This window comes from Microbacterium sp. Leaf161, assembly GCF_001423645.1.
Taxonomy (GTDB): Bacteria; Actinomycetota; Actinomycetes; order Actinomycetales; family Microbacteriaceae; genus Microbacterium; species Microbacterium forte.
In genome coordinates, this window is record NZ_LMOW01000001.1 from 2,419,694 (window position 1) to 2,434,735 (window position 15,042).

The following is a 15,042-nucleotide window of genomic DNA, read 5'->3' on the forward strand; positions in this document are numbered from 1 at the left end:
CCTTCCTCAGACTTTCGCGTTCTGACGCGGGATGTGGACCTGCTTGATGACCAGCAGGATCGCTGCGGTGATCGGGATCGACACCAGGGCGCCGAGCAGACCGAGCAGGGCCCCACCGATGAGCGCCCCGATGATGACGAGCGATCCCGGCACCGCTATCGCCCTGTTCATGATCCGCGGAGTCAGCAGATATGCCTCGAACTGCATGTAGATCAGGTACAGCACCGAGAAGATCAGCGCGAGCAGGGGATCCGTGAACAGCGCGACGACCGAGGCGAAGATCCAGTACGTGACCGGACCGATGAGGGGTATCAGCGTGATCAGGAAGGCAGCCAGCCCCATGAAAGCCGGGGCCGGGAGTCCCAGGATCAGATGCAGGAGGGTCGCGAACACCGCATTGCAGGCGGCGAGTACGACCATTCCGATGAGGTATCCGCCCACCGAGTCCGTGATCTGCTCCGTGAGCGATCGGAGTCTCGCGCGATCACGTGCGGGTGCGAGCGAGTAGAACGCGGACTTGATCGACGACAGCGACGCGAGGAAGTACAGCGTGAGGACGACGACGATGATCACGCCGGAGACGGCGTTGCCCACACCGAACCCCACGGCAAGCACCCCGCCTCCGACGGCGAGCAGGTTGCCCGGATCCGCGAAGAACGCCGCGATCTGATCGAGTGCGGTTCCGAGGACGTCTCCGACCTGCGCCTCGAAGGCTGCGTACGCCTCGGAGGTGCGGAAGTCCGCGATGGCCGCGGGGATGGAGCGGGCGAACTCGCCCAGCTGCACCAGTGAGGGCGGGAGGATGAGCCCGATCACGACGGCGAGGAAGACGAGGAACCCGCCCGAGACGATGAGCAGTCCGCGCGTTCGCGACACCCGATGCGCTTCCAGCCAGCGGATCACCGGGTCGAGGCCGAGCGCGACGAAGATGGCGATGGCGATGTAGATGAGGATCGTGGCGACCGAACTCGCGGCGACGCCGAGGACGAACGCGCCGAGACCGCCCAGGACCAGCGCGAAGCCGAACAGCAGGGGGCGGGTCACGGTGATCTGGATGCTGCGCGGTCGCACCCCACGAGTGGCGCGCCGAAGCTGAGGGGGTGACTCCTCGGGCACGCTCGCATCGCTCACGGTGCCACTCTCGGGCGCAGGGCGCACGGCCGCGTCACCCTTTCAGGGCGATATACCGCGTCGTCAGATCAGTCCGAGATCCTGGGCGCGTGCGACGGCGGAGTTGCGGTTGGGGACCGCGAGCTTTCGGTAGATGTGAGCCATGTGGGTCTTGATGGTGTTGGGCGACACGTAGCAGCGGGCCGCGAGCTCGATGTTGGTCATCCGGGTCGGCAGGTACGCAAGTATCTCGAGTTCGCGATCCGTGAGCTGCTCGGCCAGCTCGGGCGAGGATGAGCGGGCGCGACGGAGCAGGCTCGCCCGTTCCAGCACCCTGGCGCGGAACGGCGTCGAGGTGCCGGGGAGGTCGGTGATCAGACGCATGACCTCGGGGCCGGCTCGCACGAAGACGGCGACCAGATCGTGTTGTGAGGCCAGCTCGAGGGCCCGGTGCATGGCGTCGGCGCCCGCGCCGGTGCCGCGCTCGCGGGCGTCGAGCCACGAGCGGAGGATGAGCTGCTCCACGCCGGTGAGAGGCACCGACTCAGGCGGCTCCGGGGAGACCGCATCGAGGTGGGCGCGAGCGAGGTCGGGACGGTTGCGGGTGAGCGCGGTGGCGATCGCCTCGAACACCAGAGGAGACCAGCGTCCTGCCGACGGATGACGCAATCCACCGTTCGACGCATGTGCGAGGCGCAGTGTGCGAGCCTGCTCGGCCTCGAGCGCCGCCGCGACGATCGGCGGCGGCGTCGACGGAACATGATCGACCGGGTCGACGACGTCTCCCTCGCTGAGAACCCTCGTGAGGTGCGCGATCCACATGAGCTGAGTGCGGTGGTTCGCGGCGGCGCGGAGTGCGCCCTCGTGCAGGGGTGTGGCGGCGGCAGACGGGGTGCCCCGCTCGACCGCTGCGAGCGCCGCAGCCAGGAAGGCGTCTGCCGGTGACGGATGTGCGAGCAGGCGGGTCTCGGCGGCGAGGTCCAGTGCCTCCTCCGAGATCGCCGCGGCAAGACGCAGCCGTCCGGCCCACGCCTCCAGCAGCGCGAGCGAGCCGAGGAGATGGATGCGGTACAGGCTGTACTGGGCCCCTGGCTCGGCCAGCGCCTCGTCGAATCGTCGTCGCGCAGCGCCGAGATCACCGGCGAGGAAGAGCGCGCGGCCCGCCGAGGTCAGCGAACTCGCGCGCAGCAGGTGCGGGTGCGTGAGACCCAGCAGCTCGGGCGGGTGCAGATCCGGATTCTCGCGGAGCAGCGTCACCGCTGATTCGGCAGCCTGCAGGGCGACGCGGGGATCAGGCCGGAACTGCACCCGCGCGGCGAGATACGTGTGGATGATCGCCGATCGGCCCGGTGTGAGGGTCGGCCGATCGGCCTGTTCGCGGAGCACGTCCTCGGCTCGGGCCGCATCCCCGTTCATCATCATCAGCATCCCGCGCAGGATCTCGACGTCAGGACGGGTCGCACGGAACTCTCCCGGCAGCGCATCCAGCCACCGGCTGACCGACACGGTGTCGTTGCGTTCGAGCATCTCGCGGCCGCATCCGGAGATGACGGTCGCCGCACGCTCCCACGATCCGGCTTCGAGGAGGTAGGCGATGGCCGACGACGCATCGCCCCGCGCGAGATGCCAGTCGGCCGCGGCCGTGCGGATCTCGGTCGCCGCTCCGGGGCGCTCGGCCTTCAAGCGGTAGCGCAGGAGTTCTCGGAACATCGGGTGGAAGCGGAACCACTCCCGATTCCGATCGAGGGCGACGAGGAACATCGACTCTCTCTCGAGCTCCTCGAAGAGCAACGTCGCGTCGTCGACGGACAGGATCGACTCGACGAGTTCTGCCGACATCCGGTCGAGGACCGACAGGCGCAGCAGCAGCGATCGGCGCTCGGGAGGCTGCTGGGCCAGAGCCTGTTCGCTCAGATACTCGGAGATGAGGCGATCGGTGCCGCGCAGCTCCCTCGCGAACTGCTCGGGATCGGCTTCGCTGCGCAGACCGAGACCGGTCAGCACCACGCCGGCGGCCCACCCCTCGGTGCGCTCCATGACTGCTGAGAGAGTGCGGGGGCTGACGGGAGCGCCGATGATCCGCTCGAGCAGCGTCGCACTCGCGGCCTCATCGAGCGCAAGGTCGCTCTGTCGCAGCTCGATCAGCGAGTGGCTCAGCCGGTGGCGCCCCCAGCCGAGGCCGTAGTCGATACGTGACGAGAAGATGAGGTGGGTGTGCTCGGGAACGTTGTCGGCGAGCCACCAGAGGTCTGGCAGCAGCGGCGACCCGGCGAGGTGCTGCAGGTCGTCGAGCACGAGCACGACCGGGGGATGCTCGCGGAAGACTCCGAGGAGAGACTCGAGGACGGGGCGCCCGAAGGCTCGCGCGGTGACTGCGTGCGGTCGTCCGAGATCCGTCGTCCCATGGCCGGGAGGCAGCGCCGCGCTCAGGAGATGGTCGAGGAGACGGCGCGGATCGCTGTCCGCCTGCTCCAGCCCGATCCAGATGACACGCACGTCGGGGTGCGATGCCGCCCACTGCGACAGCAGCACCGTCTTGCCGGAGCCGGCCGGGGCGACGACGACGCTGAGGGGCGCGTTCAGCGTCGCGTCGAGTCGGCTACGCAATCGTGGTCGCTCGACGGCGTGGGCCGGCGGGGGAGGTATGGCTGTCATCGGCGATTCCGCTGTCAGTATGGCAGGGCGCGGTCGCATCATCCACAGCCGGTTCAGATCATCCGCAGAGGATGAGGACGGCCGTGATCCGCGCGTGCATCATGGGACGATCGCGCTCGCGCCGATGTTGCTCGTGCTCCAGAGAGGCTGCCGTCATGACCCGGGTCTTCGAAGTGCTCGTCCGAGGACGGATGAGCCCGCAGCTCGCACAGGCGCTGGACGGCTTCACGGTGCAGGCCCGACCAGGCGGACTCACGAGCATCCTCGGACCGGTCGATGATCAGCCGCGTCTGCTGGGCCTTCTCGGGGCTTTCGACGACCTCCACATCGAGGTCATCTCGGTGAATCCCGTCCCCGCGGTGCAGGACGGGTCACCCGGGCAGGGTGACGCGGGCGCATCCGCACGTGGCTAGCTTCGGAGCTGGTACTCACCACCTCCGATCGAAAGGGATCGCGCATGTCCATCTGGGATCTCGTGGCCTGGTTCTTCTGGTCCTTCGTCTTCATCTCCTACCTCATGGTCGTCTTCACGATCATCGGAGACATCTTCCGAGACAGCTCTCTCAACGGGTGGCTGAAGGCAGTGTGGATCATCTTCCTCGTCTTCCTCCCGTTCCTGACATCACTCGTGTACCTCATCGCCCGCGGGCAGGGCATGGCGCAGCGGCGCGGCGAGCAGATCGCCGAACTGCACGCGGCTCAGACCGCCTACATCCGGGAGACCGCGGGGTCTTCGCCGGTCGACGACATCACGAAGGCACGAGGTCTGCTCGACTCGGGCGTGATCACCCAGGCCGAGTTCGAGACGCTCAAGGCGAAGGCGCTCGCGTCCTAGCCGATCCGGGGAGGGGCCGACGGGCGGAGGACGTCCGTCGACCACCTGGACGGGCGAGCCGCGTCACCCGAGAAGTGTGATGACCCCGTCGGGAGTCCGAGGCAAGCTGGAGGCCGACGAAGTGCGGGAGGCCGAGCATGACCGAACTGACCATAGGCACGATGACGGATGATGCCGGAACGTCTGTGCAGCTGGACGCACGCCGCTTCAACCGACACACGTTCTGGTGCGGCCAGAGCGGCAGCGGCAAGACATACGCGCTCGGCGTCGTGCTCGAGCAGCTCCTGCTGCACACCGAACTGCCGATGCTCATCCTCGATCCGAATGCCGACTTCGTGAGGCTGGCGGAGACGAGAGCAGGCGCTTCGACCGAGCATGCGGCCGCCATCGCGCAGACCGACATCCGCGTGTTCCGATCGGGTCACGGAGAGGGCGACAAGCTGCACGCCCGATACATCGATCTGTCTCCGGCCGCTAAGGCTGCGGTTCTGCAGATCGACCCGATCACCGATGCCGAGGAGTACAACGTCCTGCTCCACTGGCCCGTCAGCACCACGGAGTTCGACGCCGACGACATGCTGAGACAGTTCCGCGCGACAGGAGACCCGGCGCATATCCGGCTCGCGAATCGCATGGAGAACCTGCAGGTGCTCGAGTGGGACCTCTGGTCCAGAGGAGCGGGGTCCGTCGTCGATGTGATCGCTGAACGGCCGAGGGCCACCGTCCTCGACCTCGGGGGATTCGACCACCCTGCGGAGCCGAAGGTGGCGGCGCTCGCCGTGCTCGAGGCGCTGTGGATGCAGCGAGAGAGCCGTCGGCCGCTCCTCATCGTGATCGACGAGGCGCACAACCTCTGCTCACCCGAGCCGCGCACCGCTGTCGAGAAGGCGCTCACCGAGAGGCTCGTTCAGATCGCGGCCGAGGGACGCAAGTTCGGCCTCTGGCTCTTCCTGTCGACGCAGCGCCCGACCAAGATCCACCCCAACGTGCTCTCGCAGTGCGACAACCTCGGCCTCATGCGCGTGAACGCCCCGCGGGACATCGCCGAGCTGGCGGACGTGTTCGGCTTCGTCGGGGAAGACGACATCCGCCGTGCCCAGGGATTCGCTCAGGGACAGGCGCTGTTCGCCGGCGGGTTCATCGCGCAGCCGACGTTCGCGCAGATGGGGGAACGGCTGACCGAGGAAGCGGGCGCAGACGTGCGAGTACCGCTGCGCTCGTGACCGAGTGATCCGCGGTTCAGCGCCAGATGGCCGCGATGCCTGCGTTGAGCGCCGTCAGGATGCCGACGAGCCAGAACATCGCGACGGGCACGGATCCGGACTTGCGCTGCTTCGAGGTGCCGATGCCGAGGAGCGCACCGATCACGAGGAGCACGACGAGCTTCGTGCCGATCTTGGCGTAGTTCATCTCGACGCCCTCGGGGAGACCCCACGGTGCTGCGAGTGCGAGGCCCGCGACCGCGGCGATCGTCATGCCGATGCTCATCAGACGGGTGAACTCGCGCTTGCCGCCGAAGGCCTGCACCGCCCAGGCGCCGAAGAGCACGGCGAAGCCGATCAGGTGGACGAACAGAACGACGTGACGCAGAGTCTCCATACCCTCACGCTAGGAGCACGCGGGGTGCGCGCGCCAGCAAGGGCAGGCTGACCTCTCAGCCCCGCAGCGCGCGCACGAGGAGCGCGGTGCGCAGCGCGGCATCCGCAGCCTCCGCGCCCTTGTCCTCCTTCGAGCCCTCGAGACCGGCGCGGTCGAGGCCCTGCTTCTCGTCGTCGAGCGTCAGCACGCCGAAGCCGACAGGCTTGCCCGCATCGAGCGAGACGCGAGTCAATCCGTCGGTCGTCGCGGCCGAGACGTACTCGAAGTGCGGGGTTCCGCCGCGGATGATCACGCCGAGGGCGACGACGGCGTCCGCCCCGCCCGCGAACGCGGCCTGAGCGGCGAGAGCGAGCTCGAACGAGCCCGGGACGCGCACGAGTCGGTAGGCGGCGTCGGCCTCGTCGAGGACGCGCTGCGCACCGGCGATCAGGCCGTCGGTGATGACGTCGTGCCAGGTGCCGGCCACGATGACGACTTTCAGTCCACGTCCGTCGATCTTCTCCGTCTTGGGTGCTCCTGCGCCGCTCATGCGTCGTCCTTCCGTCCGTCGGCGAGAGCCTCTGCGAGCTCCGCCTCTCCGATGATGTGACCCATCCGGTCACGTTTGGTCTCGAGGTACTGGTGGTTGTTCGGCCCGACGCCGACGATCAGCGGCACCTGCTCGACGACGTCGAGCCCGAGGCCGCGCAGCTGGTTCACCTTGTCGGTGTTGTTCGTCAGCAGGCGCACCTTCGACACTCCGAGGTCGGCGAGGATCCCCGCCGCGGCCGCATAGTCCCGGGCGTCGGCCGGGAGCCCCAGCGCGAGGTTGGCGTCGACCGTGTCGAGGCCCTCCTCCTGCAGGCTGTAGGCGCGGAGCTTGTTGATCAGGCCGATGCCCCTGCCCTCATGGCCCCGCATGTAGATGACGATGCCGCCGTCCTGCTCGATCGCGTCGAGCGCGGCGTCGAGCTGGGGACCGCACTCGCACTTGAGCGAGCCGAAGGCCTCGCCCGTCAGGCACTCCGAGTGCACACGCACGAGAGCGGTCTCGGTCGGCTCGCCCGACACGACGGCGATGTGATCGGTGCCGGTCACCCGGTCCTTATAGGCCAGGAACCGGAACGTGCCGTGCGTGGTGGGCACGGTCGCATCCGCGCGCAGGCTCACGCGCCGGCTGGCGCGTTCGGGAGACCAGCCGGTGGGGTCGATCTCGTTGAGGTGGGCGATGAGCTGCTCGATCGTGATGACCGGCACCCCGTCGCGTGCGCCCAGCTCGATGAGCCCGGGAAGCCGCATCATGCTGCCGTCCTCGGCGACGACCTCGGCGATCGCGCCGACCGGGCGCAGACCCGCGAGCTTCATCAGATCGACCGCGGCCTCGGTGTGACCGCTGCGCTCGCGCACGCCGCCGTCGACCGCGCGGAGAGGAAGCACATGTCCGGGGCGGATGATGCTCGTCGCGGTCGACTCGGGGTTCGCCAGGACATTCAGCGTGTGGGCGCGGTCGTGTGCGCTGATGCCGGTGGTCACGCCCTCTGCCGCGTCGACGCTCACCGTGTAGGCGGTCGAGCGTGCGTCCTCGGACGCCGCGACCATCGGCTGCAGGTTGAGGTTGTCGGCGAGGTCAGCGGGCATCGGCGCGCAGATGAAGCCGGATGACCAGCGAACCGTCCAGGCGACCCATTCTGGTGTGGCGAGCTCTGCCGAGAGGATGACGTCGCCCTCGTTCTCGCGGTTCTCATCGTCTGCGACGAGGACCGGTCGCCCGGCGCGCAGGGCCTCGAGGGCCTCGGGGATGGTGGAAAGGCTCATCGCGAGCCTCCTTCCGGTGCTGCCCTGAACGCCAGCAGACGTTCGACGTGGCGGGCGAGGATGTCGGTCTCGAGGTTCACGCGGTCGCCGACCGCGCGCGAGCCGAGGGTGGTGGCGGCGAGAGTCTCGGGAATGAGCGAGATCTCGAACCAGTGGACTTCGACGTCGACGGGGCTGACCGCGCTCACCGTGAGCGAGGTGCCGTCGACCGAGATGGAGCCCTTGTCGACGACGAGCGGCGCGAGGTCGTCTGGCAGCGAGACGCGCAGGACGCTCCACTGTTCGCCGGGGCGCACCTCGAGCACGCTGCCGACACCGTCGACGTGCCCCTGCACGATGTGACCGCCGAGGCGGGCGCCGACCGGCATCGCCTTCTCGATGTTCACGCGAGTGCCGACGGTCGCTCCGCCGAGGGCGGCGACGTCGAGGGTCTGCTTCATCACATCGGCGTCGAAGGTGTCGGCTGTCGAGTCGACGACCGTGAGGCAGACGCCGGAGACCGCGATGGACTCGCCGTGCACGGCGTCGGACACCGCCTTGGGGGCCCTGACCGTCAGACGCCACCCGTCTCCGGCTGGCGCGATCGCGGTGATCTCGCCGATCTCCTCGATGATTCCGGTGAACATCAGGCGGCTCCTTCTTCGATGGTGAGCACGGGGTGTGCGACGGCGAGCAGGTCGGCACCGAGGGGCAGCCACTCCTCGATCGTCAGGCGCATGGCGGCGTCGATGGTGCCGACGCCGATGTCGGTGAGCGCCAGTCGATCGCCGCCGAGCAGCACGGGCGCGATGTAGGCGAGCACGCGGTCGGCGAGCCCTGCTGCGATGAAGGCGCTCGCCAGGGTCGGGCCCCCTTCGACGAACACGCTCTGGATGCCGCGCGAGTGCAGGTCGGCGAGCACGGCGCGCAGGTCGTGCGTGTCGAAGAAGACCGGCGCCTTCGGGTGCCGACGGATCGCCGCGTCGTCGGGGGTCGAACGCGAGCCGATCACGACCGGGATCGGCTGCCGGTCGTAGAGGGCATCGCCGTCGCGGGCCGTCAGCGAGGGGTCGTCGGCGAGCAGGGTGCCGGTTCCGACGACGATCGCATCCGCAGCGGCTCGACGTCGATGGACGTCGTCCCTGGCCTGCGGTCCGGTGATCCACTGGCTGCTGCCGTCGGATGCCGCCGCACGACCGTCGAGGGACTGGGCCCATTTCACCGTGACGTGCGGGCGCCCCAGGCGCTGAGCGGTGAGCCAGTCCCCGATGATCGCGTGCGCGGCATCGGCCTGTTCGCCCGAGTCGACGCTCACCCCGGCGGCGCGGAGACGCTCGCCGCCGCCGCCCGAGACCTCGCCCGGGTCGTCGAGTGCGTAGACGACGCGCGAGACGCCCGCGTCGATGAGCGCGACGGCGCACGGGCCGGTTCGCCCGGTGTGGTTGCAGGGTTCGAGGGTGACGACAGCGGTCGCGCCGTCGGCCGCGCCGGGTGCGAGCTTCGAGAGCGCATCGACCTCGGCGTGCGGCGTGCCTGCGCCGTGGTGCCAGCCTTCGGCGATGATCTCGCCCTCGGGGGAGAGGATGACGGCGCCGACCTGAGGGTTCACGCCCCGTGGGCCGAGCGTCGCGAGCTCGAGCGCACGGGTCATCGCCCGACGTTCCGCCTCGTTCACTGCCATCCGTGGTCCTCTCTGAGGCTCCGGGGATTCTCCTCTTGAGGAGACGTCGGCAGAACGCGCGCGCGGCGGCGCACCGTGCTGCCTCCCTTCCGGACTAGCGAGGCTGGGCCTCGCACCACCGTCGGTCCCGGAATTCCACCGGATCGGCATCTCGGAGAACCGAGACGCTCGCGGACTGTCACCGCCGGTTCGGATTCTCACCGACCCCGGAGCACGTTGATGCTCTGAGTGTACTCAACACATCCGACTGCGTTTCATTCCGCGTCGAAGTGCTACTTGAGCAGCCGCGACAGGCGGCGATCGGCGAGCGGCTTGCCCCCGGTCTGGCAGGTCGGGCAGTACTCCATCGAGCGGTCGGCGAAGAAGACGCTGCGCACGGTGTCGCCGCACACCGGACACGCCTCGCCGCGACGAGCGTGCACCTGCATACCCCGGCGCTTCGCGTCTTTGAGGTCGGCCGGCGGCTTGCCGGAGGCCTCGGCCACGGCATCCGTCAGCGTCGTCCGCATGGCGGCGTACAGCCGATCGATCTCGTCGCCGCTCAGCGTGGCGGCGATCGCGTACGGCGACATGCGCGCGGCGTGCAGGATCTCGTCGGAGTAGGCGTTGCCGATCCCGGCGATCACGCTCTGGTCGCGCAGCAGCCCTTTGATCTGCGTCCGCCTGCCGTCGAGCAGCCCGGCGAACACATCACGTGTGAAGGTCTCCTCGAGTGGATCCGGGCCGAGGCGGGCGATGCCAGGCACCTCTTCCGGGTCGCGGACGACATAGACGGCCAGCGACTTCTTCGTGCCCGCCTCGGTGAGGTCGAAGCCGCTCTCGTCGTCGAGGCCCACCCGCACGGCGATGGGTGACTTGCCGGGCTTGATGAGCGTCGTCGGCAGTGTCTCGTACCACCGCAGCCAGCCTGCCTTGGCGAGATGGAACACGAGGTGCAGGTCGTCGCCGCACGAGAGCACGATGAACTTGCCTCGGCGAGATGCTGCGGTGATCTTTGCCCCGTGCAGAGCAGTGTTGGGCGGGTCGTAGGTCTTCAGAGCAGCTATCGCGCCCACGCTCGTCCGAACGATCGTGCGCCCCACCGCGCGTTCGGCGAGAAAGGCGGTCAGGCCCTGGACCTCCGGCATCTCAGGCATGCGCTCATCCTGCCACCGACGTCGGACACGCGGCTAGGGCGCTTCCTCAGAGGATCGGCCAGTCCACCGGGGTGCGATCGTCGGTCGCGAGGAGCCCGCCGAACCATCCGTCGTCACGCCCGCGGTCGCTCGTGAGCGCTTGTCGCCCCAGACCCTCATACCGGAACCCGAGGGCGCGGGCGGCTCGGGCCGACGGGACGTTGCCCGCGACCGCACGCCAGCCGAGGCGGGCGAGGCCGAGCTCGTCGAACGCCCAGTCGACGACGGCGCGCGCAGCCTCGACGAGGTAGCCGTTGCCGCGGGCGGATGCCGTGACCCAGTAGCCGATCTCGGCGTCCCCGCCGGTCGAGTGCTCGACGATGCGGTGCAGTCCGATCGAGGCCACCAGCTCGTCGTCGCGATAGGCGCACCAGATCGCCTGACTGCCATCGGCCCACCACTCGCCGATCAGGCGGACGTACCCTTCGCCGTGCTCGCGCGTGTACGGGCTCGGCACGGTGGTCCATCGAGGGATCTCCGGATCCTGACAGGCCGCGGTGATCGCGTCGATGTCAGACTCGTCCGGCACGTGCAGGACGAGGCGCTCGGTGGTGAGAGTGACCGGTTCCATCCCGGCATCCTACGGGTCTCGCAGCGCGGGTCGGGACGATCCCGATGCCGGTGTCTGCGGCCGCGGCTAGGCTTGTCCGGTGACTGTGCCGGGGATTCTGCGCGCCTTGGAAGAGGCGTCTCTTTTTCGTGACGCCCTGAGTTGGGCCCAGACCGATGCCGATCTCGGCCTCGTCGACGGGCTCGACGCTCCGGCGCTCGCGGGTCTGCTCGAGAAGCGCCGGGCAGCGGGGCATCCCGCCGCGCTCCTGACCGTCGTCCCGACGGGCAGGCGGGCCGAGAGTCTCGCTGCCGCGCTCATCGCGTACATCCCCGATGCCGAGGTCGTGACCTTCCCCGCGTGGGAGACGCTGCCGCACGAGCGACTCAGCCCCAGCACCGACACGGTGGGTCAGAGACTGCAGACCCTGCGTCGCATCGCGGAATGGTCGGGCGATCACCCCCTCGTCGTCGTGGCCTCCGTGCGAGCCGCCCTCCAGCCGATCGCGGGCAACCTCGGTGAAATCGCGCCGCTCGAGCTGCGCACCACGAGCCGCGGTCACGAACTCGACCACGTCGTCGAACAGCTGGTCGAGCGCGCCTATTCGCGCGTCGACATGGTGTCGCGGCGAGGCGAGTTCGCCGTCCGAGGCGGCATCCTCGATGTGTTCCCCCCGATCTCGGAGCATCCGTTCCGCGTCGAGTTCTTCGGCGACGAGATCGACCAGATCCGCTCGTTCTCCGTCGCTGATCAGCGCTCGCTCCCGGGCGACGTCGACGGCGTCGATCTGCCGCCGAGCCGTGAGCTGCTGCTGACTCCTGACGTTCGCGATCGCGCGCGAGCGCTGATCGGCGGGTTCCCGGCGATCGCGGGGATGCTCGAGAAGATGGCCGAGGGAATCCCGGTCGAGGGCATGGAGTCTCTTCTTCCGGCGGTCTCCGGTCCGCTGAAGTCGCTCGCGGAGTACCTGCCCGAGGGCGTCGCGACGGCCGTCGTCGACCCCGAGCGGTCGAGCGCCCGTGCGATCACACTGGGCGAGACCAACCGCGAGTTCCTCGACGCGGCCTGGAGTGCGGCGACCTCCGGCGCGTCGGCTCCCATCGACCTCGGCGCCGGCGACTTCCTCACCATCGCCCGGCTGCGCGAGGTCGTCCGCGATCGCGGCGGCGTCTGGTGGCGACTGAGCCCGTTCTCGATGGGCGGCGAGGACGCCGAGACCATCGACGCCTCGGTCATCCCGTCGTTCCACGGCAACGTCGACGGTGCGATCTCGTTCGTCGAGGCGAAGGTCGCAGACGGCTGGCGGGTCGTCGTGATCGCCGCCGGAGCGGGCCTCGTCGACCGTGCCCGCGACGTGCTGTCCGACCGAGGGATCGCCGCCCGCATCGTGTCCGAGCTGACCGACGCGCCTGACACCGGCGTCGCGACTCTCGTCACCGGCTCGGTCGAAGCCGGATTCCAGATCCCCGAGGCCAAGCTCGCCGTCCTCACCGACAACGAGTTCTACGGGCGCACGATCGGCGGAGACCAGCGCGTCGTGAAGAAGCTCGCGTCGCGCCGCAAGAACGTCGTCGATCCGCTGCAGCTCAAGCAGGGCGACTACGTCGTGCACAACACGCACGGCATCGGCCGCTTCGTCGAGATGACGCAGCGCGAGGTGTCGACGGGTGGACGAAACGCGACGAAGTCCGTGCGCGACTATCTCGTGCTCGAGTACGCGCCGTCGAAGCGCGGCTATCCCGGCGACAAGCTCTACGTGCCCACCGACCAGCTCGATCTGCTCTCGAAGTACGTCGGCGGCGAGGGGCCGACCCTGTCGAAGATGGGCGGCAGCGACTGGTCGCAGGCGAAGGGCAAGGCTCGCAAGGCCGTGCGCGACATCGCCGTCGAGCTGGTCAAGCTGTACTCGGCGCGGATGAGCGCGAAGGGTCATGCGTTCGGCCCGGACACCCCCTGGCAGCGCGAGCTCGAAGAGGCGTTCCCGTTCGCCGAGACCCTCGATCAGCTGCAGACCATCGACGAGATCAAGGCCGACATGGAGCGGCCGATCCCGATGGACAGGCTGCTGTCGGGCGACGTGGGCTTCGGCAAGACCGAGGTCGCCGTGCGCGCGGCGTTCAAGGCGATCCAGGACGGCAAGCAGGTCGCGATGCTCGTGCCGACGACGCTGCTCGTCAAGCAGCACCTCGAGACGTTCACCGAGCGCTTCGCCGGATTCCCCGTCAAGGTGCGTCCGCTGTCGCGCTTCCAGACCGACAAGGAGGCGCGTCTCACTCTCGACGGCCTGCTCGACGGCACGGTCGACATGGTGATCGGCACCCACCGCATCCTCACCGATCAGGTCATGTTCAAAGACCTCGGCCTGATGATCATCGACGAGGAGCAGCGCTTCGGCGTCGAGCACAAGGACACCCTCAAGAAGATGAAGACGAATGTCGACATCCTCGCGATGAGCGCGACGCCCATCCCGCGCACGCTCGAGATGGCGGTCACGGGCATCCGCGAGATGTCGACGCTCGCGACGCCGCCGGAGGACCGGCATCCGATCCTCTCGTTCGTCGGCCCCCGCAGCGACAAGCAGATGGCGGCGGCGATCCGTCGAGAGATCCTGCGCGAGGGTCAGGTGTTCTTCGTGCACAACCGCGTGCAGTCGATCCAGCGTGTCGCGGCACAGCTCGCCGAGCTCGTGCCCGAAGCGCGCATCGCCGTGGCGCACGGTCAGATGGGCGAGCACGCGCTCGAGCAGGTCGTCGACGACTTCTGGGAGCGCAAGTTCGACGTGCTCGTCTCGACCACGATCATCGAGACCGGTCTCGACATCGCGAACGCGAACACGATCATCATCGACAGGGCCGACAAGTACGGGCTGAGCCAGCTGCACCAGTTGCGCGGCCGTGTCGGTCGAGGACGCGAGCGCGCCTATGCGTACTTCCTCTATGACGAGATGAAGCCCCTCAGCGAGACGGCGGCCGACAGGCTGCAGACGATCGCAGTGAACAACGACCTCGGATCCGGAATGCAGGTTGCGCTCAAGGACCTCGAACTGCGCGGTGCCGGCAATCTGCTGGGCGGCGAGCAGGCCGGACACATCGCCGGCGTCGGATTCGACCTCTACCTCCGGATGATCGGCGAGGCCGTCGCGACGTTCCGCGGCGAAGACGTCGAGTCGGGCCAGGAGCTGCGCCTCGAGCTGCCGTTGGACGCGCGCATCCCCGAGTACTACATCGACAGTGAGCGACTTCGTCTCGAGGCCTACCAGAAGCTGTCAGCAGCGTCGACGGCGACGGCGAAGGACGACGCGATCGATCTCGTCATCGACGAGCTCACCGACCGCTACGGCACTCCTCCCGACGAGGTCACGGGCCTGATCGCCGTCTCCCGCCTTCGCCGTCGCGCAGCCAGAGCAGGGCTCTCCGACGTCGTGGTCATGGGCTCGAACCTGCGCATCGCGCCGGCTCGACTCGAGGACTCGATCAAGGTGCGCCTGCAGCGGCTGTACCCCAAGGCGAAGCTTGTCGGCGGGGGAGAGGCGCTCGTCGTGCCGATGCCGACCGTGCCCGCCGCCGTGGGAGTGGGACTCGAACCGCTGCAGGCGGCCGAGCTGCTCGACTGGGTCGACCAGCTCTTCACAGCGATCTTCCCCGAGCCGGCGAAGGTCGAGTGA

Annotated in this window: 13 protein-coding genes and 1 riboswitch; of the genes, 4 read left to right on the top strand and 9 right to left on the bottom strand. The window is 68.7% G+C overall.

Annotated features, from left to right (window positions below; all coding sequences use genetic code 11):
* Window positions 1–6 precede the first annotated feature (6 nt).
* Together ASF87_RS11510 and ASF87_RS11515 are read right to left on the bottom strand one after the other, a co-directional pair.
* Window positions 7–1,131, bottom strand: coding sequence for an AI-2E family transporter (locus ASF87_RS11510; RefSeq protein ID WP_235558933.1), 1,125 nt, complete (start codon window positions 1,129–1,131; stop codon window positions 7–9).
* Window positions 1,132–1,194: 63 nt separating this feature from the next.
* Window positions 1,195–3,765 (bottom strand): LuxR C-terminal-related transcriptional regulator, encoded by a 2,571-nt coding sequence (locus ASF87_RS11515; protein ID WP_162238689.1) that lies wholly within the window; start codon window positions 3,763–3,765, stop codon window positions 1,195–1,197.
* Window positions 3,766–3,920: 155 nt separating this feature from the next.
* On the opposite strand from ASF87_RS11515, the gene ASF87_RS11520 reads away from it, so the two are divergent.
* From ASF87_RS11520 to ASF87_RS11530, 3 genes are all read left to right on the top strand, one after another.
* Window positions 3,921–4,178, top strand: coding sequence for a hypothetical protein (locus tag ASF87_RS11520; protein WP_056376016.1), 258 nt, complete (start codon window positions 3,921–3,923; stop codon window positions 4,176–4,178).
* Between the two features lie 44 nt (window positions 4,179–4,222).
* Window positions 4,223–4,600 (top strand): SHOCT domain-containing protein, encoded by a 378-nt coding sequence (locus ASF87_RS11525; RefSeq protein WP_056376018.1) that lies wholly within the window; start codon window positions 4,223–4,225, stop codon window positions 4,598–4,600.
* A 137-nt stretch (window positions 4,601–4,737) separates the two neighbouring features.
* Window positions 4,738–5,823 (top strand): ATP-binding protein, encoded by a 1,086-nt coding sequence (locus ASF87_RS11530; RefSeq protein WP_056376020.1) that lies wholly within the window; start codon window positions 4,738–4,740, stop codon window positions 5,821–5,823.
* A 16-nt stretch (window positions 5,824–5,839) separates the two neighbouring features.
* On the opposite strand, the gene ASF87_RS11535 is transcribed toward ASF87_RS11530, so the two are convergent.
* The 7 genes from ASF87_RS11535 to ASF87_RS11565 all read right to left on the bottom strand — a co-directional run bounded on the left by ASF87_RS11535 (window position 5,840) and on the right by ASF87_RS11565 (window position 11,399).
* Window positions 5,840–6,199, bottom strand: a complete 360-nt coding sequence (locus ASF87_RS11535) for a hypothetical protein (RefSeq protein ID WP_056376022.1) — start codon at window positions 6,197–6,199, stop codon at window positions 5,840–5,842.
* Between the two features lie 55 nt (window positions 6,200–6,254).
* Window positions 6,255–6,728 (bottom strand): 6,7-dimethyl-8-ribityllumazine synthase, encoded by a 474-nt coding sequence (gene ribH / locus ASF87_RS11540; RefSeq protein WP_056376023.1) that lies wholly within the window; start codon window positions 6,726–6,728, stop codon window positions 6,255–6,257.
* On the bottom strand, window positions 6,725–7,993 hold the full coding sequence (locus ASF87_RS11545) for a bifunctional 3,4-dihydroxy-2-butanone-4-phosphate synthase/GTP cyclohydrolase II (RefSeq protein ID WP_056376025.1): 1,269 nt from the start codon (window positions 7,991–7,993) through the stop codon (window positions 6,725–6,727). Before ASF87_RS11545 ends, ribH begins: the two co-directional genes overlap by 4 nt.
* Complete coding sequence (locus tag ASF87_RS11550) at window positions 7,990–8,619, bottom strand: riboflavin synthase (protein WP_056376027.1); 630 nt, start codon at window positions 8,617–8,619, stop codon at window positions 7,990–7,992. Before ASF87_RS11550 ends, ASF87_RS11545 begins: the two co-directional genes overlap by 4 nt.
* Window positions 8,619–9,653 (bottom strand): bifunctional diaminohydroxyphosphoribosylaminopyrimidine deaminase/5-amino-6-(5-phosphoribosylamino)uracil reductase RibD, encoded by a 1,035-nt coding sequence (gene ribD, locus ASF87_RS11555; RefSeq protein WP_056376029.1) that lies wholly within the window; start codon window positions 9,651–9,653, stop codon window positions 8,619–8,621. The genes ASF87_RS11550 and ribD overlap by 1 nt, the downstream gene beginning before the upstream one ends.
* 72 nt (window positions 9,654–9,725) lie before the next feature.
* A riboswitch (FMN riboswitch) is annotated at window positions 9,726–9,871 on the bottom strand.
* A gap of 54 nt (window positions 9,872–9,925) precedes the next feature.
* Window positions 9,926–10,789 (bottom strand): Fpg/Nei family DNA glycosylase, encoded by an 864-nt coding sequence (locus tag ASF87_RS11560; protein WP_056376031.1) that lies wholly within the window; start codon window positions 10,787–10,789, stop codon window positions 9,926–9,928.
* A 46-nt stretch (window positions 10,790–10,835) separates the two neighbouring features.
* Window positions 10,836–11,399, bottom strand: a complete 564-nt coding sequence (locus ASF87_RS11565; RefSeq protein ID WP_056376032.1) for a GNAT family N-acetyltransferase — start codon at window positions 11,397–11,399, stop codon at window positions 10,836–10,838.
* 79 nt (window positions 11,400–11,478) lie between these two features.
* On the opposite strand from ASF87_RS11565, the gene mfd reads away from it, so the two are divergent.
* The gene (gene mfd / locus ASF87_RS11570; RefSeq protein ID WP_056376034.1) at window positions 11,479–15,042 is read left to right on the top strand and encodes a transcription-repair coupling factor; all 3,564 of its coding nucleotides are present in this window, start codon (window positions 11,479–11,481) and stop codon (window positions 15,040–15,042) included.